Below are 19,529 nucleotides of genomic sequence, written 5' to 3'. Positions count from 1 at the left end.
GTCAGAACAAGTTGGTGAAGAAGGTGGTGGTCGACTGCGCGGCGTTGTACAGGATGTTGCCGATGTTGCTGACCGAGTTCGAGGCCCCGTTCGGGTTGGTCAGGATGAAGAACACCACAAGAGCAACGACGAGGAGCGTCACCAGCTTCTTGACGTTCACGCGACCACCGTTCAGGACCGAGGACAGCTTGCAAGATCATGTCTACCGGAGACCGACCCGGACGGGTACCGGCCACGCGGGGAGCGTACCGCTCCGGGCGACGACTCACGGTAGCGAAATATCACCTGTCCAGGGGTTTTTCGGGCAGATTCCGGCCGGCCGGGCCGATCCTCGGGTCCGAGGAGGCGACACCTGCTGCATCGATCCATCCGGCCGGCCGTCGAGTAACGTCCCGTTCCGATGTCCGGCTCCGAGCGACGCGTCCCCTGCGTGGGCGGCCTCCTCTTCGACGCCCGCGGCCGGCTGTTGCTGATCCGCCGCGGCCACGATCCGGGCCGGGGCCTGTGGTCGCTGCCCGGCGGCCGCGTCGAGTCCGGCGAGGACGACGCCGCCGCGCTGGTCCGCGAGATGGCGGAGGAGACGGGCCTCGTCGTCGTCCCGGGCCGGCACGTCGGCACGGTCGTCCGCGGCGGCTACGTCATCGCGGACTACCTCTGCGAGGCGGTCGGCGGCGAGCTGGCCGCGGGCGACGACGCGGACGAGGCGAAGTTCGTCGACGCGGCGGAGTTCGCGGCACTTCCGAAGGTCGATCTGCTCGCGGAGACCCTCGCGGAGTGGGCCGTCCTCCCCCGCGCGTTCCCGTGACGCCCCTCCCTCATCACGCACGAACGGCACCCTCGGGCGCCAGGTCCGCACGAGGGTGCCGTTCGTGAGAGGTCAGGCCTTCGGAACCGGGCGGCCCGGCTGCTCCCCGCCCCGCGCCTCGCCGTAGCTCAGCTTCGGGACCATCACCTTGCGGCGGAAGGTGCAGACGACCGTGCCGTCCTGCTTGTACCCCCGCGTCTCCACGTACACGACGCCCCGGTCGTCCTTGGACTTCGACGGCGTCTTGTCCAGGACCTCGGTCTCGCCGTAGATCGTGTCCCCGTGGAACGTCGGCTTCGTGTGCTTGAGCGACTCCACCTCGAGGTTGGCGATTGCCTTGCCCGACACGTCCGGCACGGACATGCCCAGCAGCAACGAGTAGATGTAGTTGCCGACCACGACGTTCCGCTTGAAGTCGGTGGTCTCCTCGGCATAGTTCGCGTCCATGTGGAGCGGGTGGTGGTTCATCGTGAGGAGGCAGAAGAGGTGGTCGTCGTACTCCGTGACCGTCTTGCCGGGCCAGTGCTTGTAGACCGCGCCGACCTCGAACTCCTCGTAATACCGACCGAACTGCAACGTCAACGCCTCCATCGCCGATACAACTTCCGGAGGCGTAATCTAGCCGGTGGCCCGCGCTTCGGCGGGCGGCCCTGATCACAGGCCCGGGGGTTTCACCGGCCGCGCGGTCGGGGACGGTGGACGAAGGAGGTGGCGCGATGGATCCCGCTCCAGGGTGCAGTACCGAGCGCGTCCCCGTCGTGACCACCGTGTGGAGCAGCTGAGCCCACGCAGCACGGCGAGGAGGCGCGACGAGCTCACCGGGTCGCCGCCGCCGAGCGGAGGACGGCCCGTGTCCACTCCCCGCACGACCTCGGCCCGTCGAGGTCCTCGTCGCAGGAGGTACCCCGTGCCGCCCCTGTCCTCCTTCCGCCCCGTCATCCGGGCTGCGGGCAAGCTGAACGGCCGTGCCGGTCAGGCCGTGCTCCCCCGCCTGCGGGTCCCCCTGTCCGCGTACGTCGTGGACTGCGGCGTGTACGTCGACGGCGTCCGGCTGCCCGGTCGCTTCACCCACGACGCCGCGATCGACGAGGTCCGCGAGCGTGGCGAGGGCTTCGTCTGGATCGGCCTGCACGAGCCCAGCGAGGAGCAGATCACCGGCATCGCGGAGACCTACGGGCTGCACGAGCTGGCCGTCGAGGACGCGGTGCACGCGCACAACCGGCCGAAGCTCGAGCGCTACGACGACACGCTCTTCATGGTCCTCAAGACCGTCTGTTACGTGGGCCATGCCGAGCCGACGACGGCGAACGAGATCGTCGAGACCGGCGAGGTGCAGGCCTTCGTCGGGCGGGACTTCGTCGTCACCGTCCGGCACGGCAAGCACAGCGGCCTGCAGCAGGTCCGGCGCGCCCTCGAAGCGGACCCGGAGCAGCTCGCGCTCGGCCCGTCCGCGGTGCTGCACGCGATCGCGGACCACGTCGTGGACTCCTATCTCGAGGTCACCGAGGCCATCGAGGACGACATCGACGAGATCGAGGCCGAGGTCTTCGCCCCGCGCTCGACGATGGACCCCGAGCAGATCTACGTGATGAAGCGCGAGATCCTCGAGCTTCGCCGCGCGGTGATGCCGCTGCTCAAGCCGCTCCGCAAGATCACCGAGGGTTACAGCTCGCTGATCCCGCACGAGGTCCGCTCCTACTTCCGGGACGTGGAGGACCACCTCTCCACGGTCGCCGAGCGTGTCGCGGGCTTCAACGAGCTGCTGACCACGCTGGTGGACGCGGTGCTGGCCAAGGTCTCGATGCGGCAGAACTCGGACATGCGCAAGATCACCGCGTACGCCGCGTTGATCACCGTGCCGACGATGGTGGCCGGCATCTACGGCATGAACTTCGACTACATGCCCGAGCTGCACTGGAACTTCGGCTATCCCGCCGTCCTGCTCCTCATCGCGGTCGCCTGCGGCCTGCTCTACCGCAACTTCCGCCGCAACAACTGGCTCTGACCCGCCGCGGATCCAGCCCCGCCGTCGAGTCGCCGAGCCGGCGGCGCGGTCCTAGTCTCGGCGCGTGGAGCAGCGTCAGGCCCGGACTCCGTTGCGCCGGTTGCGGATCCCACCCTGGGCCGAACAGGAACCGTCGTGGCGGGACGCGTCACCCGCCCTCATCCGGGCCGCCACGCAGCGGGCGGCGGCCCGCCCGTCCGGCGGCTGGTTCGTGCTCGCCGGCAGCCGGGAGGTCCGCGGTGACCGCGCCTACGGGCGAGTCGTCGCGGGACGTGAGGTCGTCGCGTGGCGGGACTCGACCGGCGCGCTGCACGCCGGTCCCGGCGCGTGCCCCCACCTCGGCGCCGCCCTCTGCGACGCCCCGGTGCACGACGACGCCCTGGTCTGCCGCTGGCACGGGATGCCGCTCGGCCCCGGTGGCCGGCCGGGCTGGGCCACCTTCCCGACCTTCGACGACGGCGTGCTGGCCTGGGTCCGCCTCGACTCCACCCTGCCCGACGGCGAGCAGCCCACGGAGCGTCCCTTCCTCGGCCCGCGCCCGCCCGAGGCCGGTGCGTTCGACGCCGTCGCCACAGTGATCGGCCGCTGCGAGCCCACGGACGTGCTCGCGAACCGGCTCGACCCCTGGCACGGCGCCTGGTTCCACCCCTACTCGTTCGCCACGTTGCGCGTGCTCAGCGCCCCGCGCGCGGACTGCCCGCCGGCCGAGGACCGGTTCCTCGTCGAGGTCGCCTTCAAGGTCGCCGGCCCGTTCGGGGTGCCGGTGCACGCCGAATTCAGCTGTCCGGACCCGCGCACGGTGACCATGGAGATCGTCGACGGCGAGGGCACCGGCTCCGTCGTCGAGACGCACGCGACGCCGCTGCGTCCGGGCTCGGACGGGGCGGCCCGGACCGCGGTGATCGAGGCCGTCGTGGCGTACTCGGAGCGGCCCGGCTTCGCGCACACGAAGAAGGTCGCGGCGGCGCTGCGACCCCTCGTCGCGAGCACGGCGAAGCGGTTGTGGCGCGACGACATCGCCTACGCGGAGCGGCGGTACGCGCTGCGCGCCGACCGTTGAGGTCAGGACGCCGGGGGGCTGCCGGCCGGCGGGGTCTCGGTGTCGTCCCCGAGAGCCGGGTCGTCGTCGTACCCCATGTCGTCCGCGCCGCCGTCGCGCTCGGTGTAGTCCGGCGTGTGCCGCGGCCGCGGTCTCGGCCGGGGACCGGCGACCTCCGCCGGCGTCGGGACCGGGTCCCGGAGGACGGCGTCCTCGGCCGGCCGGCGCCCGAGGAACGTGTGGACGACGTGCTGCTGCCAGCCCGGCATCGTCTGCACCCGGATGTCGGTGAACCCGGCCTTCGTCATCCGCGCGGTGAAGGCCTCGATGCCGTCGAAGCGACGGACGCTGCGCCACAGGTAGCGGTAGAGGCCGGTGTCCCCGCTGCGGATCTTCGCCATCGGGATGATCACGGACCAGGACACCAGGTTCCACACGATCCGGCTGCGCACGTGGTCCCGCACCGAGTACTCGTGGATCGCGACCGGCGCACCCGGTTTGAGCAGGTCGTAGATCTGCCGCAGCCCCGCGTCCGGGTCCGGGAGGTTGCGGACGAGATAGGCCGCCAGGATGCCGTCGAACGGGCCGCGGACGCCTCTCCCCGGCAGCTCGCTCAGCGTGGAGTGCACGAACTCGACGCCCGGGGGCCAGTTCTTGATCTTCGCCTGGCGGAGCATGCCCGCCGACGCGTCCACCGCGACGACGTCCGAACCCGGTGCGGCCCCCAGCAGGGCCTCGGTGGAGGCGCCCGTCCCGCAGCCCAGGTCGAGCAGGTGCAGCCCCCGCCCGCGCAGGCCCATCCGGCGCGCGGAGAGCCGCAGGTGCTCGTGGTATCCGGGGTTCGCGCCGACGAGCTTGTCGTAGCTGTCGGCCTGCTCGTCGAAGGCGTGCACCACCGTCGAGGGTCCCAGCGCCTGCGACGGCGGCGACTGGGGTGTCACGGACTCCTGACCGGTCACGCCCCAATCCTGACCCATCGGCGCCCCGACCGCACCCAAGGACGACGCGCGCGCCGTACCCTGACCCGCAATGGTCCGAACCCTGGCCGTGAGCGACGAGGAGGTCGCCGGGCTGCGTACCGCCGCTGCCCGGCGGTACGACGTCGCCCTCGTCCTGGGCGCCGGAGACCTGCCGTTCGACTACCTCGCGGACCTGGCGAACACCCTGGACCGCCCGGGCGTCATGGTTCCCGGCAACCACGACCGGGATCTCGGCGGCTTCTCCCAGCGCCGCGGCCTGTGGATGCGCGCGGGCCACCCGTGCGACTGGCCGGGGCCTGCGGGGTTCGAGAACGCGGACGTGCGGGTCGTCGACGTCGCGGGGCTGCGGATCGCGGGTCTCGGCGGCTGTCTGCGCTACCGACCGGGGCCGAACCAGTGGAGCGAGGCCGAGCAGGCCCGTCGCGCCCGTCGGCTGGTCCGGATCGCGCGTCGGGCCCGCCGGAAGGACGGCCGGACCGTGGACGTCCTGCTCACCCACGCTCCCCCACGGCACTGCGGGGACCGGGAGGACGGGCCGCACCGCGGCTTCGAGTGCCTGCACCCGCTCGTCGAGGCGTTGCGGCCGCGGCTGCTCGTGCACGGGCACATCCATCCGCACGGCGAGCCTGTCCCGGACCGGATGCTGGGCTCCACCAGGGTGGTCAACGTGGTCGGCCGGAAGGTGGTGGACGTCTAGTGGAGACGGGTTTCCCGCAGGCGGACGCGGAGCACGACTTCCTGCGCACCCGTCGCCGTCAGGTGCTGTCCCGGCTCGCGTCCTGGCTGCGCCGCGAACCCGACGACGTCTCGGACATCCTGCCCTTCGGCGAGGTGGTGGCCGCCCTGGGCCGCACCGGTGAACGCCGGCTCGGTCTCCAGGTGATCGCACTGGAGTCGATCGTCGGCAGCGTGGATCGCACGAAGGACTTCGACCGCTCCTTCCGCCCCCGAACGCCCCGCACCCGCGAACGCTGGGAGCGCCTCGCCCGGGCGCAGCGGCGCGGGGAGACGATCCCGCCGATCGACGTGTACCGGGTCGGCGGGCTGCACTTCGTCCGGGACGGCCATCACCGCGTCTCGGTCGCGATCGCGCTCAACCTGCGCTCGATCGAGGCGAGGGTCACCGAGGTGACCACGAAGATCGACCCCAACGGGATCGTGCACCGCGGGGACCTCATCACGAAGGACCTGCGCCGCGTCTTCGTGGACCGGGTACCGCTGCGCGGCAGGGCGCTGGAGTCCATCGAGGTCGCGGACGCCTGGGCCTACGCGGAGCTCAGCCAGGCCGTGGAGGCGTGGGGGTTCCGGCTCATGCAGCACGAGAGTCGCTACCTGGACCGTGAGACCGTCGCCCGGCGCTGGTGGTCCGAGGAGTACAAGCCGGTGGTGCGGATGCTGCGCCAGGCCGACCTCATCGGGGACCGCTCGGACGCCGACGCCTACCTGCAGCTCGCCTGCCAGCGCTACCGCCTGCTCCGCACCCACCGCTGGGACGACGAGGTCGTGGACCAGCTCCGCGCCCACCCCACCGCCTGACCCCGACCCCGCCCCCGACCCCGCGAGTCGCGCTCCAAGACCCCGCGAGTCGCGATCTGAGACCCCGCGAGCCGCGCTCCAAGACCCCGCGAGCCGCGATCTGAGACCCCGCGAGCCGCGCTCCAAGACCCCGCGAGCCGCGATCTGAGACCCCGCGAGTCGCGATCTGAGACCCCGCGAGCCGCGCTCCAAGACCCCGCGAGTCGCGATCTGAGACCCCGCGAGCCGCGCTCCAAGACCCCGCGAGCCGCGACGCGGACTCTGGCGAGCCGCCAGCTGGAACCCGGCGAGACGCCACACGATCCGCGCCCGCGAGCCGGCGCCCGAGACCGCAGGAATCGCGATCTGGAGCCCTGTGACTCTGAATGCGTCGCCGACCGAGTCGGGCGAGGTGTGCCGCAGCCTGGCTCCGGGCTCCGCCGCAAGGATGCGCGCAGCCCACAGTTCGCGCGGTCCGAGAGCGCGGCTCGCCTGGCTCCACAGCGCGACATGCGCGGCCCGAGAGCGCGACTCGCACGGCCCGAGAGCGCGACTCGCGCGGCCCGAGAGCGCGACTCGCGCGGCCCGAGAGCGCGACTCGCGTGGTCCGAGAGCGCGACTCGCCGGGCTTCGGAGCGCGACTCGCCTGGTCTTGGAGCGCGACTCGCGGGGCTTGAAGGGGCCGGGTCCGGGCGCGGGTGCACGGGTGCACGGGTGCGCGGGTGCGCGGGTGCGCGGGTGCGCGGGCCGGGCCCCGGCTCCTCGCGCGTCAGGCGGTGACGGGGGCGGCCTCACGGGTGGTGAGGTTCTTGCCGCTGTTCGGGTCGAACACCTGGATCTTGCTGGTGTCCACCCACACTTCCGTCGACCGGCCCTCGGTGGCGGTGGAGGCCGCGGAGAGGCGGGTGGTGAGCGTTCCCGCGTCCCCGCCGGGGACGTCCGCGGTGCCGGCGTCCGCGGCGAGGTCCGCGAGATCGTCGGACATGGCCTGCTCCCCCTGCACCGTGAAGTAGGCGAACTTGTCCGAGCCCATGGACTCGAGCACGTCGACCTCGGCGGTGAAGACCGAGCCCTTCGGCCGCTGGTGCTCCTCTACGAGCGCGGCATCCTCGAAGTGCTCGGGCCGGATGCCGACGATCGAGCTCGCGCGGCGCGTCGGAGGCCTCGAGGTTCCGGCGCAGCTCGTCGGAGAGCGACAGGTCCCCGAGCGACGTCCGGAACACGCCGTTCTCCAGCATCGCCGGCAGGAAGTTCATGGCCGGCGAACCGATGAACCCCGCGACGAAGAGGTTGTTCGGGCGGTCGTAGAGCGTCTGCGGCGAGCCGATCTGCTGCACCACCCCGCCCCGCATGACGACGATCCGGTCCCCGAGCGTCATGGCCTCGGTCTGGTCGTGCGTGACGTAGACGGTCGTGGTCTCCAGCCGCTGCTGCAGCTTCGAGACCATCGTCCGCATCTGCACGCGCAGCTTCGCGTCGAGGTTGGACAGCGGCTCGTCCATGAGGAACGCCTTGGGGCTGCGGACGATCGCCCGGCCCATCGCGACGCGCTGGCGTTGGCCGCCGGACATGTTGGCGGGCTTGCGGTCCAGGTGCTGGGTCAGGTCCAGGATCTGGGCGGCGTCGTTGACCTTCTTGTCGATCTCGGCCTTGTCCATCTTCGCCAGCTTCAGCGGGAAGGCCATGTTCTCCCGCACGGTCATGTGCGGGTAGAGCGCGTAGGACTGGAACACCATCGCGATGTCGCGGTCCTTGGGCGCCTTCTCGTTGACCCGCTCGCCCGCGATGCGCAGCTCTCCGTCGGAGATGTCCTCCAGGCCGGCGATCATGTTCAGCGTCGTCGACTTCCCGCAGCCGGACGGGCCGACAAGGATGATGAACTCGCCGTCGGCGATCTCGATGTTGACGTGGTCGGCGCCGAGCGTGCCGTCCGGGTACCGCTTGACCACGTTGTCCAGGACGATGTCAGCCATGTCGGTTGCCCCTTAACCCTTCACTGCGCCGGAGGTCAGGCCGGCGACGATCCGGCGCTGGAAGAACAGCACGAAGATGATGATCGGAATGGTGAGCAGGACGGCCGCCGCGGCGATCGAGCCGGTGGGTTCGGCGAACTGCGAGGCACCGGTGAACTGCGAGATCGCGACCGTCGCCGTCTGGGACCGCGTCGTCGACGTCAGGGACACGGCGAAGAGGAAGTCGTTCCAGCAGAAGATGAACACCAGGATCGCCGTGGTGAACACGCCCGGCGCAGCCAGCGGCACGATCACGGACCGGAAGGCCTGCAACGGCGTCGCCCCGTCCATCTGCGCGGCCTTCTCCAGCTCCCACGGGATCTCGCGGAAGAACGCGGAGAGCGTGTAGATCGACAGCGGCAGGGCGAAGGTGATGTACGGCAGGATCAGGCCGGGCCAGGTGTCGAACAGCCCGACCGCGCGCTCGATGTTGAACAGCGGGCTGACCAGGGAGATCTGCGGGAACATCGCGATCAGCAGCGAGATGCCGACGAGCACCTTCTTGCCCGGGAAGTCCAGCCGCGCGATCGCGTAGGCGGCCATCGTCCCGATGACGACCGCGAGCACCGTCGAGATGATCGCGATCCCGATCGAGTTGATCAGCGCCGACGTGAAGAGGTCGATCGCGAAGACCTGCGCGTAGTTCTCCAACGTCCAGGCCCGCGGGATGAAGTTCCCGTCCGTCACCGTGTCCGCGGTCTTGAACGACAGGCTCAGGATCCAGAGCACCGGGATCAGCGCGTAGAGCAGCACGAGGAGGTTGGCGACGGACCACCAGAGCTTCTTGTTGTCCGCCGAGCTTCCCGGAGCGAGCCCGCCGGGGCTCCGTGGCCGTCGCGGTGGCCATCAGCGCTTCCCCTCGTCGGATCCGGGTGCCGCGGCCCCGAATATCTTGATGAACAGGAACGCGATCACCGCGACCGCGATGAAGATGAGCACGCTGATCGCCGAGCCGATGCCGAGGTTGAACGCCTTGAACAGGTTGTCGTAGCCCAGCATCGAGACGGACCCGGTGCCGTTGGAGCCCTGGGTCAGGATGTAGATGTTGTCGAACACGCGGAACGCGTCGAGCGTGCGGAACAGCAGCGCGACCAGAATCGCCGGCTTCATCATCGGCAGGATGATCTTCGTCAGCCGCTGCCAGGCGCCCGCGCCGTCGACCTGGGCGGCCTTGAGCAGGTCGTCCGGCACCAGGGCCAGACCCGCCATCAGCAGCAGCGCCATGAACGGCGTCGTCTTCCACACCTCGGCGAGAATGATGATCGCCAGCGCGGACACCTGGTCCGTCAGCGGCGCGGCGCCCTCCGGCAGCAGCGCCGCGAGGTAGCCCTTGTCCGGGGTCCAGGCGAACTGCCAGCTGAACGCCGCGACGACGGTGACGATGCCGTACGGGATGAGCACGACGGTCCGGGTCAGTCCACGCGCGACGATCGTCCGGTGCATGATCAGCGCCAGCGCGAGGCCGAGCACGAACTCGATCGACACCGAGATCACCGTGATGATCACCGTGACTCCGAAGGCGCTCCACCAGTAGCTCGACGTGAGCACGGCCGCGTAGTTGGCCAGCCCCGCGAACTGCTGCTCGCCGGGGAACCGCAGGTCGTAGCGCTGCAGCGAGAGCCACACCGCGTAGACGATCGGGTAGGCGGTGACCAGCAGCATGATGATCGCCGCCGGTGCGCAGAGCAGGAGCCCGAGCTTGCGCTCGGCCTTCTTGCCCTCGGACAGCTCGGGCTTGCCCGGCTTCCGGTGGGCCCCCGGCGACGAGGGCGCCCGCTCGGGAGGGGCGACGGGTTCGGTGCGCTGTGTGGATGTTTCGTTCGCAAGGTCGCTCACGGGACCAGTCCCTCCGAGTTCTCCGCGCGGACGACCTGGTCGGCCATCTCCCCGACGACCGCCTGCGGGTTGATCTGCGCGGGCGGGTTGAGCAGGTCCGACAGGACGATCGAGATGCTCTGGTAGGCGGGCGTCTTCGGCCGGACGCTCGCGTCGTCCAGCGACTCCTTGATCGCCTGCCAGGCCGGGTACTCCTGCTGGAACGACGGGTCGCTGTACAGCGCCTCCAGGGTCGGCGGGACGCCGGCGTCCGTGGCGTTGCGCAGCTGGTTCTCCCGGCTGCGCAGGCACTGGACCGCCTCGAAGGCGAGGTCCGGGTGCAGCGACGTCGTGCTGACGGCGAGGTTCAGGCCGCCGATCGTCGGCTTCGCGGGGGTCCCGGGCGTCACCGACGGGTAGGGCGCCCACGCGAACTCGTCGATGACCTTCTTGCCGGTGTCTTTGGCCGCCGGCTTGCCCTGGTCGTCGATGAACGTGCCGCCACCGCCGCCGTCGGGGGGCGGGGTGTTGATCGACGCGTAGACGAACGGGTAGTTGATCTGGAAGGCGGCGGTGCCGGCCTCCATGGCGAGCCGGCCGTCGTTCTCCTTCGCCACGGACAACGACGGGTCCGAGGCCGGTGAGGCCGCCACCCGCTGCATGATCGTCGCGGCCTTCTCGGCGGCGCCCCTGCTCGGCTCCTGACCGATGAGGACGGTGCCGTTCTCGTCGACGATCTGGCCGCCGGCACTGTTGATCATCGTGTTGAACCAGACCGAGAGGCCCTCGTACTGCGCGCCCTGCACCTCGATGTAGGAGGGCAGGCCCTTCTGCGCCAGTGCCTCCGACATCGAGATCATCTCGTCCCAGGTCTTCGGCGGTGTCGGGGCGAGGTCCTTGCGGTACCAGAGGATCTGCGTGTTCGTGTTGAGCGGGGCCGCCCAGAGCGCCCCCTTGAACGTCGCCGTCTCCAGCGGGCCGGGGAGGGTGCCCTGGGTGACCTGCGCGGCGACGTCCTCGGGCAGTTGGGTGATCCAGCCCGCGGTCGCGAACTCTGCGGTCCAGGTGACGTCGATGCCCATGATGTCCACGGCGGTGTCTCCCGCGACGAGCCGGCGGGCCAGCTGCAGGCGCTGGTCGTCCGCGCCCTTGGGCAGGGTCTGCGGGACGATCGTGTAGCGGCCGTTCGCCTGCGTCGTGCAGTCCGCGGCCGCCTGGCCGTACTGGGTTGCGCCGTCCGCGGGCGTGTAGAAGTTCAGGACCGGCGGCCCGACCGCGCCACTGGAACAGCCGGCGATGGCGGCCGAGGACAGCAGCGCGGCACCCGCCGCGGCCCACGTACGCCGTCTGCCGGCCCGCGTCCTGTCCGGGCCATGGGCCCGGCCTCCCCGCGGCTGCCCCATCACGGCCTCCCGTTCACGGCCACCGCGTGCCCGCGATCGCGGCAGCCCGGCGACACACTCCGTCGTGTGACTCCGGTCACGGAGGGCGACCGGTATGTCGCAACCTATGTCCCCCGGAGCGGGCTCGCAATCGGGGGAGGCGGGCGATACCGGACCGAGATGTGAGAGGGCGCGTCCGGTGCTGAGCGGACCGGACCGGAAGGGCCCGAGCTCAGGAGGAGGTGCCGGAGTTCCCGCTCATCGCGAGCTTCGCGAGCACCTCGCGGGCCTTCTCGGCATTGCGCGGCTGGCACAGCACGTCGTACCGGCCGGCGACCATCTGGCTCGCCGAGGTGAAGTCCCGACGGCCGTGCGTCATGCCGTAGCCGACGGCGGCGAACGCCAGGCCGAACACGGCGCCGCCCGCGGCGACGAGCAGCGCGAGGCCCAGCCCGGCCCCGCCGGCGAGGCCGAACACGAGCCCGACGAACAGGCCGAACCAGGCGCCCGACAGCGCACCCTGGAGCAGCACGCGGCCCCAGGTGAGGCGCCCGATCACGCGCTCGACCAGCATCAGGTCCACGCCCACGATCGTCACGTCGCGGACCGGGAAGTCCGTGTCCGCCAGGTGGTCGACCGCCCGCTGCGCCTCCTCGTAGGTGGCGTAGGAGCCGACCGGCCAGCCGGTGGGCGGAGTGGGCAGGTTGGGCAGCCCGGGCGCTTGGCGTCCGGGGCCGCCGAAGGGGGTGGTCACGGGCTCTCTCCTCGAAACATCGGGCACCGGGGACATCCGGCCCCACATCATCTCAACGACCGACCCCACCCCGCAGTGCCCAGCACACGATCACGATCGGGCCACAGGCCGGAAACGGACGAACGGCACTCTCGTCCCAACCTACGGGGCGAGGGTGCCGTTCGTCGGACGCGGGTCAGCCGCGGAGCTTGTACTCCTTCAGCAGGCCCCGGCTGATGATCGTCTTCTGGATCTCGCTCGTGCCCTCGCCGATCAGCAGGAACGGCGCCTCGCGCATGAGCCGCTCGATCTCGTACTCCTTGGAGTAGCCGTAGCCGCCGTGGATGCGGAAGGCCTCCTGGGTGACCTCCGCGCAGTACTCGCTGGCCAGCAGCTTGGCCATGCCGGCCTCGACGTCGTTGCGCTCGCCGCGGTCCTTGAGCCGGGCCGCGTTGACCATCATCAGGTGGGCGGCCTCGACCTTGGTGCCCATCTCGGCGAGCTTGAACGCGATGGCCTGGTGCTCGGCGATCGGCTTGCCGAAGGTCGAGCGCTGCTGGGCGTACTCGACCGCGAGCTCGAAGGCCCGGATCGAGATGCCGCAGGCGCGGGCGGCGACGTTGACCCGCCCGACCTCGACGCCGTCCATCATGTGCGAGAAACCCTTGCCGGCCTCCCCGCCCAGGATCGACGACGCCGGGATCCGGAAGCCGGAGAACACGGCCTCGGTGGTGTCGACGCCCTTGTAGCCCATCTTGTCGATCTTGCCGGGGATGGTGAGCCCGGGCGCGACCTCCCCGAAGCCCGACGGCTTCTCCACCAGGAACGTCGTCAGGTTCTGGTACGGCTTGGGCTTGCCCTCGTCCGTCTTGACCAGCAGCGCGATCAGGTTCGACGAGCCGCCGTTCGTCAGCCACATCTTGGCGCCGTCGATGACGTAGTCGTCGCCGTCCTTCTTGGCGCGGGTCTTGATCGCCGCGACGTCCGAGCCGAGGTCCGGCTCGGACATGGAGAAGGCACCGCGGGTCTCCCCCAGCGCCATCTTCGGCAGGAACTTCTGCTTCTGCTCCGCAGTGCCGTGGTGCATCAGCATGTACGCCACGATGAAGTGGGTGTTGATGACGCCGGAGACGCTCATCCAGCCGCGGGCGATCTGCTCGACGACCAGGGCGTAGGTCAGCAGGGACTCGCCCAGGCCGCCGTACTCCTCGGGGATGGTGAGGCCGAAGAGCCCCATCTCCTTCATCCCGTCGACGATGTCCTGCGGGTACGCGTCCGCGTGCTCGAGGGCGGTCGCGTGCGGGATGATCTCCTTGTCCACGAAGGTCTTGACCGTGGACAGGATCTCTTCCTGGATGTCGGTCAGGCCGGCGGTCTGGGCCAGGCGCGCCATGATGTGTTCCTCCTCGTCGGATGCGTCAGCCGGTCGGGGTCCTCACGCCTCCGGCGGAGTCCACTTGTCGGTGCGCTTCATGCCGGCGGCCCGGCCCTTGCCCGAGATCACCAGAGCCATCTTGCGCGAGGCCTCGTCGATCATCTCGTCGCCGATCATCGCGGCGCCGCGCTTCCCGCCGGCCTCCGAGGTGTAGTACTCGTAGGCGTCGAGGATGTTCTCGGCGTGGTCGTAGTCGCTCTGCAGCGGCGAGTAGGTCTCGTTGGCGGCGTCGATCTGGCCGGGGTGCAGGACCCACTTGCCGTCGAAGCCCAGGGCGGCGGAGCGCCCGGCCACCCGGCGGAACCCGTCGACGTCCTTGATCTGCAGGTACGGGCCGTCGATGGCCTGCTTGTCGTGCGCGCGGGCCGCCATCAGGATGCTCATCAGGATGTGGTGGTAGGCGTCGCCGACATCGTAGCCGGGCGGCTGCTCGCCCACGACCAGGGACTTCATGTTGATCGAGGCCATGAAGTCCGCCGGGCCGAAGATGATCGTCTCGACGCGCGGGCTGGCCGTCGCGATCGCGTTGACGTTGGTCAGACCGAGCGCGTTCTCGATCTGCGCCTCGATGCCGATCTTCCCGACCTCGTAGCCCATCGACTTCTCGATCTGGGTCAGCAGCAGGTCCAGGGCGACGACCTGCTCGGCCGTCTGCACCTTCGGCAGCATGATCGCGTCCAGGTTGGCGCCCGCGCCCTCCACGACCTCGGTGACGTCGCGGTAGGTCCACTCGGTGGTCCAGTCGTTCACCCGGACCACGCGGATCTTGTCGCCCCAGCCGCCCTCGTTGAGCGCGGCGACGATGGTCTTGCGGGCACCGGGCTTGGCCAGCGGCGCGCACGCGTCCTCGAGATCCAGGAAGACCTGGTCCGAGTTCAGGGTCCGGGCCTTGTCGATGAACTTCTGGCTGGAGCCGGGAACGGCCAGGCAGGAGCGGCGGGCGCGAAGCTGGGTACTCTCGGACGTCACGGGCGGGACTCCTCGTCGAGTGCTCGGATCAGGCGGTACGGAACTGCATGCCTGAAGACTGCCCTGGATGCTGACACGTGCGCGACCCCCGGTGCGCCCTCAGGTGATTGGTTTCTCACCCACGCGAGGTAAACAGGGGTTACCGGCGGGTCGCCCCCGTCCGACCGGAGGAGGCCGTCCGGTCAGGGCAGCGCCACCAGCTCACCTCGGGAGACGGCGACGACGCCGCCACGGACGGCCGTCCCGACCGCGCGGCCCCCCGCGGCGCGGACCGTGACGTGCAGCGTCGACGGCCGCCCGATCTCCACGCCCTGGGAGACGGTGAACGCGGACTCCCCGTCCGGTTCCAGCAGGCCGCGGTCCACGAGGTGGACGGCCAGCGCGACGGCCGCGGAGCCCGTCGCGGGGTCCTCGGCCACTCCCACGTCGGGGGCGAACATCCGCAGACGGACCCGTGTCGCGTCCGCGGAGAGGCTGTAGACGGCGAGGCCGACGAGGCCGTCGGTCTGCGCGCTCAACGCCTCCGGGTCCGGCTCCAGGCGCGCCACGGCGTCGTCGTGCACGGGGAGGAAGGCGAAGGGGATCCCGGCGGCCGCGACCCCGGGCGCCGCGGCGCCGTCGACGTCGTCCGGGTTCAACCCGACGGCGGTGGCGAGCAGGGCCGCGTCCAGGTCCTCGCCGACCTCGGGCGAGCCGCCGGTGACCTGCGCCCCGGCCTCGTCGACGTGCACCGGGAGCAGGCCCGCGCCGCACTCCTGGACGACGTCGCCGCGCCGGATCACGCCGTCGCGGGCCAGCACCCAGGCCGCACCGACGCTCGGGTGCCCGGCGAACGGCAGCTCGCGCGCGGGGGTGAAGATGCGCAGCCGGTAGTCCGCTCCCGGCTCGGTCGGCTGCAGCGCGAAGGCGGTCTCGGACAGGGCGAACTCGGCCGCGACCGCCTGCATCTGCTCAGGCGTGAGGGAGTCCGCGCCGTGCACGACGGCGAGCGGGTTGCCGGCGTAGGCCCGGTCGGTGAACACGTCGACGACGTCGAATCGCAGGTTCGGCACGGACGGACACCCTAGGGCGTGTCACCGTTCTAGGCTGCGCCCATGGGGTCCGCACGCATCTTCGTCGCCCGCATGGCGGGGCTCGCCGTGTTCGGGCCCGACGGTGAGCGGATCGGCAAGGTCCGGGACGTCGTGGCCACGCTGCGGGTGGACGCGACCCCGCCGCGGGTGCTGGGGCTCGTCGTCGAGCTGTCGACCCGGCGCCGGATCTTCGTGCCGATGCTGCGCGTCGCGGACATCGATCCGGCGGCCGTCACGCTCGCGTCCGGCTCGGTCAGCCTGCGCGGCTTCCACCAGCGCCCCAACGAGACGCTGGTGCTGGGCCAGATGCTCGACGCGCCGGTGCGGCTGCGGGACTCGGGCGAGGAGGCCGTCGTCGTCGACGCGGCGATCGAGCCGCTGCGCTCCCGGGACTGGGTGGTCGGCCGGCTGGCCGTGCGCGCGCGCCGGCCACGGCTCACCCGCCGCGCGCAGGTGCAGGTGCTGCCGTGGAGCGCGGTGCAGGGGTTGACGTTGTCGGACCGGCAGGGCACCGAGGGTCTGCTCGCCGTCTTCGACACCATGCGTCCCACGGATCTCGCCGTCGCGCTGTCCGAGCTGCCCCGCAAGCGCCAGCACGAGGTCATCGACAGCCTGGACGACGAGCGGCTCGCGGACGTCTTCGAGGAGCTGTCCGAGTCCGAGCAGCGCACCCTGCTGGGCCACCTGGACTCCGAACGCGCCGCGGACGTGCTGGAGGCCATGTCCCCCGACGACGCCGCGGACCTGCTGCACGAGCTTCCCGGACGAGGAGGCCCGCCGGCTGCTGGGGCTGATGGAGCCCGAGGAGTCCGAGCCGGTGCGGCGGCTGATGAGGTACTCGTCGGACACCGCCGGCGGCCTGATGACCCCGGAGCCGATCATCCTTCGGCCCGACGCCACCGTCGCCGAGGCGCTGGCGCAGATCCGGAACCCGGACATCCCGCCGGCGCTGGCCAGCATGGTGTTCGTCTGCCGGCCGCCGAGCGCGACGCCGACGGGCCGGTACCTCGGCTGCGTACACGCCCAGCGGTTGCTCCGCGAGGCGCCGTTCGAGCTGGTCGCGGGCGTGGTCGACGCCGAGCTGGACCGGCTGGCACCCGACGCCACGCTCGGCGAGATCACCCGCTACTTCGCGGCGTACAACCTGGTCGCGGCCCCGGTCGTCGACGGGGAGGACCACCTGCTCGGCGCCGTCACCGTCGACGACGTGCTGGACCACCTGCTGCCGATCGGTTGGCGGGACCGGATGAACGAGCCCGGGGGCGGGGCGGGGCAGGGCGCTGCCGTGGTGGACGGGGTCCTGGCGGCAGTGCCCCCGCCTCCACCCGCGGACCGGAACGGAACGGACCATGCCTGAGCAGCACACGTCCCGGCGGCTGGACCAGCCGCGGCTCGGCCGCCGCCGGTTCGAGCTGGACCCGGACGGCTTCGCCAGGCTCTCCGAGCGGGTCGCCCGCTACCTCGGCACCGGGCGCTTCCTCGCGATCCAGACCGTGGTCGTCGTGGTCTGGATCGGGCTGAACCTCGTGGCGTGGCGGATCCGGTGGGACCCGTACCCGTTCATCCTGCTCAACCTGGCCTTCTCCACACAGGCCGCCTACGCCGCCCCGCTGATCCTGCTCGCCCAGAACCGGCAGGACGACCGGGACCGCATCGCGCTCGACGAGGACCGCCGCCGTGCCGAACGCACGAAGGCGGACACCGAGTACCTCGCCCGCGAGCTCGCCGCGCTGCGGATCGCGGTGGGCGAGGTCGCCACCCGGGACTACCTGCGCAGCGAGCTGGACCGGCTGACGGCGACCCTGCAGGCTGCCGTCGACGGTCAGCCGCCCGCGCGCGACCGCGACCGTTCCCGGCGGGCGGGCCGCTCGGCGGCGGGTGACTGACCGGCGCGGCTACTCGGGTGCCTTCCGGCCCGACGGGTCCTGGCGGGCGGCCAGCGTCCGGCCGATCCGCTCCATCGTGGCCAGGTCCGCCGGCTCCAGGTGCCGGACGAAGTGCCGGGTCACCCCCCGCAGATGGGTCCGCGACGCCGTCCGGAGCCGGTCCAGCCCGGCGGGGGTGAGCAGCGCGGCGACCCCCCGGCCGTCGTTCGCGACCCGTTCCCGCCGCACCAGGCCGGAGCGTTCGAGCCGGTCCACGAGCCGGGTCACCCCGGAACGGGACAGCAGCACGGCGTCCGCGAGCTCGGTCATCCGCAACCTGCGTTGCGGCGCCTCCGCCAGCTGCACCAGCACGTCGTAGGCCGCCAGCGAGAGTCGCTGCTCGGCCTCCAGTTCGGTCTCGAGCGCCCGGGTGATCGTGGCGTGCGCGCGCAGGAAGGCCCGCCACGACGCCAGCTCCTCCGGGGAGGGCACCGTGCGCGGCGCCCGTCCCGGATCCTTGCTGTTCCCCCCGTGCGCGGACCTGAGTAGCCCCTGTGGGGCGTCAGCGATGTCCGTCACGTTCACAGATGCTACGGATGCGCGGGCCGCCGCGGGGGCGGACGTAGCATGGAACGAGCCCACCGGGCGCGCCGGAACCACCACATCGCCGCGCACCCGGTCATGCGTCGCAACGGAAGGTTCAGCGGAGACCCAGATGTCCGTCATGGGAAACACCAGCACCGAGACGATGGAGCAGGCCGTCCGGGCCGCCCTGACCAAGGTCGAGGACCCCGAGATCCACCGGCCCATCACGGATCTCGGCATGGTCAAGAGCGTCGCCGTCGCGCCGGACGGCGTCGCGGCCGTCGGCGTCTACCTCACCGTCGCCGGCTGTCCGATGCGCGAGACGATCACCTCCCGCGTCACCACCGCCGTCATGGACGTGCCCGGCATCCGCGACGTGCGGGTCGAGCTCGACGTGATGAGCGACGAGCAGCGCACCGCGATGCGCAAGAGCCTGCGCGGGGACTCCGAGGAGCCGGTCATCCCGTTCTCCCAGCCGGGCTCGCTGACGCGCGTGTACTGCGTCGCCTCCGGCAAGGGCGGCGTCGGCAAGTCCTCGGTGACGGTCAACCTCGCCGCGGCCATGGCCGCGAAGGGCCTCAAGGTCGGCGTCGTCGACGCGGACATCTACGGCCACTCGGTGCCGCGGATGCTCGGCGCGGACGCCCGGCCCACCAAGGTCGAAAACATGATCATGCCGCCGCAGGCGCACGGCGTGAAGGTGATCTCCATCGGGATGTTCGTGCAGGACAACACCCCGGTGGTGTGGCGCGGCCCGATGCTGCACCGCGCGCTGCAGCAGTTCCTGGCGGACGTGTTCTGGGGAGACCTGGACGTCCTGTTGCTGGACCTGCCGCCCGGCACCGGTGACATCGCCATCTCCACCGCGCAGCTGATCCCCAACGCCGAGCTGATCGTGGTGACCACGCCGCAGCAGGCTGCGGCCGAGGTCGCAGAGCGCGCGGGCTCGATCGCACTGCAGACCCGTCAGCGCCTCGCCGGCGTCGTCGAGAACATGTCCTGGATGGAGATGCCCGACGGCTCGCGCATGGAGGTCTTCGGGTCCGGCGGCGGCCAGACCGTCGCGGACTCGCTGACGAAGTCCCTGGGCGCGCCGGTGAAGCTGCTCGGCCAGATCCCGCTCGAGCCGCGGCTGCGGGAGTGCGGGGACTCGGGCACCCCGATCGTCCGGGCGCAGCCGGAGAGCCCCGCCGCCCGGGCGCTGCAGGGCATCGCGGACACCCTCACGGTGCGGAGCCGGGGCCTGGCGGGGATGAGCCTGAACATCTCCCCGGTCCGCAAGTAACCCTGTCGATCCACCCGATCGGCACTCTCGC

18 protein-coding genes and 2 pseudogenes are annotated in these 19,529 nt (G+C 71.2%); 8 read left to right on the top strand and 12 right to left on the bottom strand.

Features of this window, described 5'->3' with window-relative positions; all coding sequences use genetic code 11:
- Nucleotide 1: 1 nt before the first annotated feature.
- Entirely contained in the window at nt 2-160 is a 159-nt protein-coding gene (locus WBK50_RS03465; RefSeq protein ID WP_341334195.1) for a hypothetical protein, read from the bottom strand.
- Nucleotides 161-400: 240 nt separating this feature from the next.
- On the opposite strand from WBK50_RS03465, the gene WBK50_RS03460 reads away from it, so the two are divergent.
- Nucleotides 401-805, top strand: a complete 405-nt coding sequence (locus tag WBK50_RS03460; RefSeq protein WP_341334194.1) for an NUDIX hydrolase — start codon at nt 401-403, stop codon at nt 803-805.
- 72 nt (nt 806-877) lie between these two features.
- Here the strand turns inward: WBK50_RS03460 and WBK50_RS03455 are convergent, their stop codons facing one another.
- The gene (locus tag WBK50_RS03455; RefSeq protein WP_341339278.1) at nt 878-1,381 is read right to left on the bottom strand and encodes a MaoC family dehydratase; all 504 of its coding nucleotides are present in this window, start codon (nt 1,379-1,381) and stop codon (nt 878-880) included.
- Between the two features lie 331 nt (nt 1,382-1,712).
- On the opposite strand from WBK50_RS03455, the gene corA reads away from it, so the two are divergent.
- Entirely contained in the window at nt 1,713-2,810 is a 1,098-nt protein-coding gene (gene corA / locus WBK50_RS03450) for a magnesium/cobalt transporter CorA (RefSeq protein ID WP_445942216.1), read from the top strand.
- A gap of 64 nt (nt 2,811-2,874) precedes the next feature.
- Nucleotides 2,875-3,870 (top strand): DUF5914 domain-containing protein, encoded by a 996-nt coding sequence (locus WBK50_RS03445; protein ID WP_341334193.1) that lies wholly within the window; start codon nt 2,875-2,877, stop codon nt 3,868-3,870.
- A gap of 2 nt (nt 3,871-3,872) precedes the next feature.
- On the opposite strand, the gene WBK50_RS03440 is transcribed toward WBK50_RS03445, so the two are convergent.
- The gene (locus WBK50_RS03440) at nt 3,873-4,808 is read right to left on the bottom strand and encodes a class I SAM-dependent methyltransferase (protein ID WP_341334192.1); all 936 of its coding nucleotides are present in this window, start codon (nt 4,806-4,808) and stop codon (nt 3,873-3,875) included.
- Between the two features lie 70 nt (nt 4,809-4,878).
- Between WBK50_RS03440 and WBK50_RS03435 the strand changes: the two genes are divergently transcribed.
- Together WBK50_RS03435 and WBK50_RS03430 are read left to right on the top strand one after the other, a co-directional pair.
- A complete protein-coding gene (locus WBK50_RS03435) occupies nt 4,879-5,526 on the top strand; it encodes a metallophosphoesterase family protein (protein ID WP_341334191.1) in 648 nt (215 codons plus the stop codon).
- Nucleotides 5,526-6,365, top strand: a complete 840-nt coding sequence (locus tag WBK50_RS03430; RefSeq protein ID WP_341334190.1) for a chromosome partitioning protein ParB — start codon at nt 5,526-5,528, stop codon at nt 6,363-6,365. The genes WBK50_RS03435 and WBK50_RS03430 overlap by 1 nt, the downstream gene beginning before the upstream one ends.
- A 748-nt stretch (nt 6,366-7,113) precedes the next feature.
- Here WBK50_RS03430 and WBK50_RS03425 read toward each other — a convergent pair.
- The 8 genes and pseudogenes from WBK50_RS03425 to WBK50_RS03390 all read right to left on the bottom strand — a co-directional run bounded on the left by WBK50_RS03425 (nt 7,114) and on the right by WBK50_RS03390 (nt 15,742).
- Nucleotides 7,114-8,317, bottom strand: a pseudogene (locus WBK50_RS03425) (ABC transporter ATP-binding protein).
- 12 nt (nt 8,318-8,329) lie between these two features.
- The gene (locus tag WBK50_RS03420) at nt 8,330-9,109 is read right to left on the bottom strand and encodes a carbohydrate ABC transporter permease (protein WP_341334189.1); all 780 of its coding nucleotides are present in this window, start codon (nt 9,107-9,109) and stop codon (nt 8,330-8,332) included.
- A 93-nt stretch (nt 9,110-9,202) separates the two neighbouring features.
- Nucleotides 9,203-10,084, bottom strand: a complete 882-nt coding sequence (locus WBK50_RS03415) for a carbohydrate ABC transporter permease (protein ID WP_341339276.1) — start codon at nt 10,082-10,084, stop codon at nt 9,203-9,205.
- Between the two features lie 104 nt (nt 10,085-10,188).
- Entirely contained in the window at nt 10,189-11,574 is a 1,386-nt protein-coding gene (locus tag WBK50_RS03410) for an ABC transporter substrate-binding protein (protein WP_341334188.1), read from the bottom strand.
- Nucleotides 11,575-11,785: 211 nt separating this feature from the next.
- The gene (locus WBK50_RS03405; protein ID WP_297495157.1) at nt 11,786-12,307 is read right to left on the bottom strand and encodes a general stress protein; all 522 of its coding nucleotides are present in this window, start codon (nt 12,305-12,307) and stop codon (nt 11,786-11,788) included.
- Nucleotides 12,308-12,482: 175 nt separating this feature from the next.
- On the bottom strand, nt 12,483-13,679 hold the full coding sequence (locus tag WBK50_RS03400) for an acyl-CoA dehydrogenase family protein (protein WP_341334187.1): 1,197 nt from the start codon (nt 13,677-13,679) through the stop codon (nt 12,483-12,485).
- Between the two features lie 42 nt (nt 13,680-13,721).
- Complete coding sequence (locus tag WBK50_RS03395; protein ID WP_341334186.1) at nt 13,722-14,690, bottom strand: HpcH/HpaI aldolase/citrate lyase family protein; 969 nt, start codon at nt 14,688-14,690, stop codon at nt 13,722-13,724.
- 182 nt (nt 14,691-14,872) lie between these two features.
- The gene (locus WBK50_RS03390) at nt 14,873-15,742 is read right to left on the bottom strand and encodes a PhzF family phenazine biosynthesis protein (RefSeq protein ID WP_341334185.1); all 870 of its coding nucleotides are present in this window, start codon (nt 15,740-15,742) and stop codon (nt 14,873-14,875) included.
- A gap of 42 nt (nt 15,743-15,784) precedes the next feature.
- Between WBK50_RS03390 and WBK50_RS03385 the strand changes: the two are divergent.
- Nucleotides 15,785-17,120: pseudogene (locus tag WBK50_RS03385) on the top strand (magnesium transporter MgtE N-terminal domain-containing protein).
- Nucleotides 17,113-17,649: a DUF1003 domain-containing protein gene (locus tag WBK50_RS03380; RefSeq protein WP_341334184.1), complete on the top strand. Its 537-nt coding sequence runs from the start codon at nt 17,113-17,115 to the stop codon at nt 17,647-17,649. Before WBK50_RS03385 ends, WBK50_RS03380 begins: the two are co-directional and overlap by 8 nt.
- Before the next feature lie 9 nt (nt 17,650-17,658).
- Here the strand turns inward: WBK50_RS03380 and WBK50_RS03375 are convergent, their stop codons facing one another.
- On the bottom strand, nt 17,659-18,120 hold the full coding sequence (locus WBK50_RS03375; RefSeq protein WP_341339275.1) for a MarR family winged helix-turn-helix transcriptional regulator: 462 nt from the start codon (nt 18,118-18,120) through the stop codon (nt 17,659-17,661).
- 223 nt (nt 18,121-18,343) lie between these two features.
- On the opposite strand from WBK50_RS03375, the gene WBK50_RS03370 reads away from it, so the two are divergent.
- Nucleotides 18,344-19,498 carry an Mrp/NBP35 family ATP-binding protein gene (locus WBK50_RS03370; RefSeq protein ID WP_341334183.1) on the top strand — a complete coding sequence of 385 codons (1,155 nt, stop codon included), beginning with the start codon at nt 18,344-18,346 and terminating at the stop codon, nt 19,496-19,498.
- The last annotated feature ends 31 nt before the right edge of the window (nt 19,499-19,529 follow it).

The organism is Pseudonocardia sp. T1-2H (assembly GCF_038039215.1).
Taxonomy (GTDB): Bacteria; Actinomycetota; Actinomycetes; order Mycobacteriales; family Pseudonocardiaceae; genus Pseudonocardia.
The sequence above is the reverse complement of the archived record's forward strand: the minus strand, read 5'-3'. Positions and strand labels throughout refer to the sequence as shown.

Excerpts from the sequence above, each read along its gene's own strand:
- WBK50_RS03460 (WP_341334194.1), top strand. The coding sequence starts at position 401 with ATGTCCGGCTCCGAGCGACGCGTCCCCTGCGTGGGCGGCCTCCTCTTC.
- WBK50_RS03435 (WP_341334191.1), top strand. The coding sequence starts at position 4,879 with ATGGTCCGAACCCTGGCCGTGAGCGACGAGGAGGTCGCCGGGCTGCGT.
- WBK50_RS03410 (WP_341334188.1), bottom strand. The coding sequence starts at position 11,574 with ATGGGGCAGCCGCGGGGAGGCCGGGCCCATGGCCCGGACAGGACGCGG.
- WBK50_RS03400 (WP_341334187.1), bottom strand. The coding sequence starts at position 13,679 with ATGGCGCGCCTGGCCCAGACCGCCGGCCTGACCGACATCCAGGAAGAG.
- WBK50_RS03380 (WP_341334184.1), top strand. The coding sequence starts at position 17,113 with ATGCCTGAGCAGCACACGTCCCGGCGGCTGGACCAGCCGCGGCTCGGC.
- WBK50_RS03370 (WP_341334183.1), top strand. The coding sequence starts at position 18,344 with ATGTCCGTCATGGGAAACACCAGCACCGAGACGATGGAGCAGGCCGTC.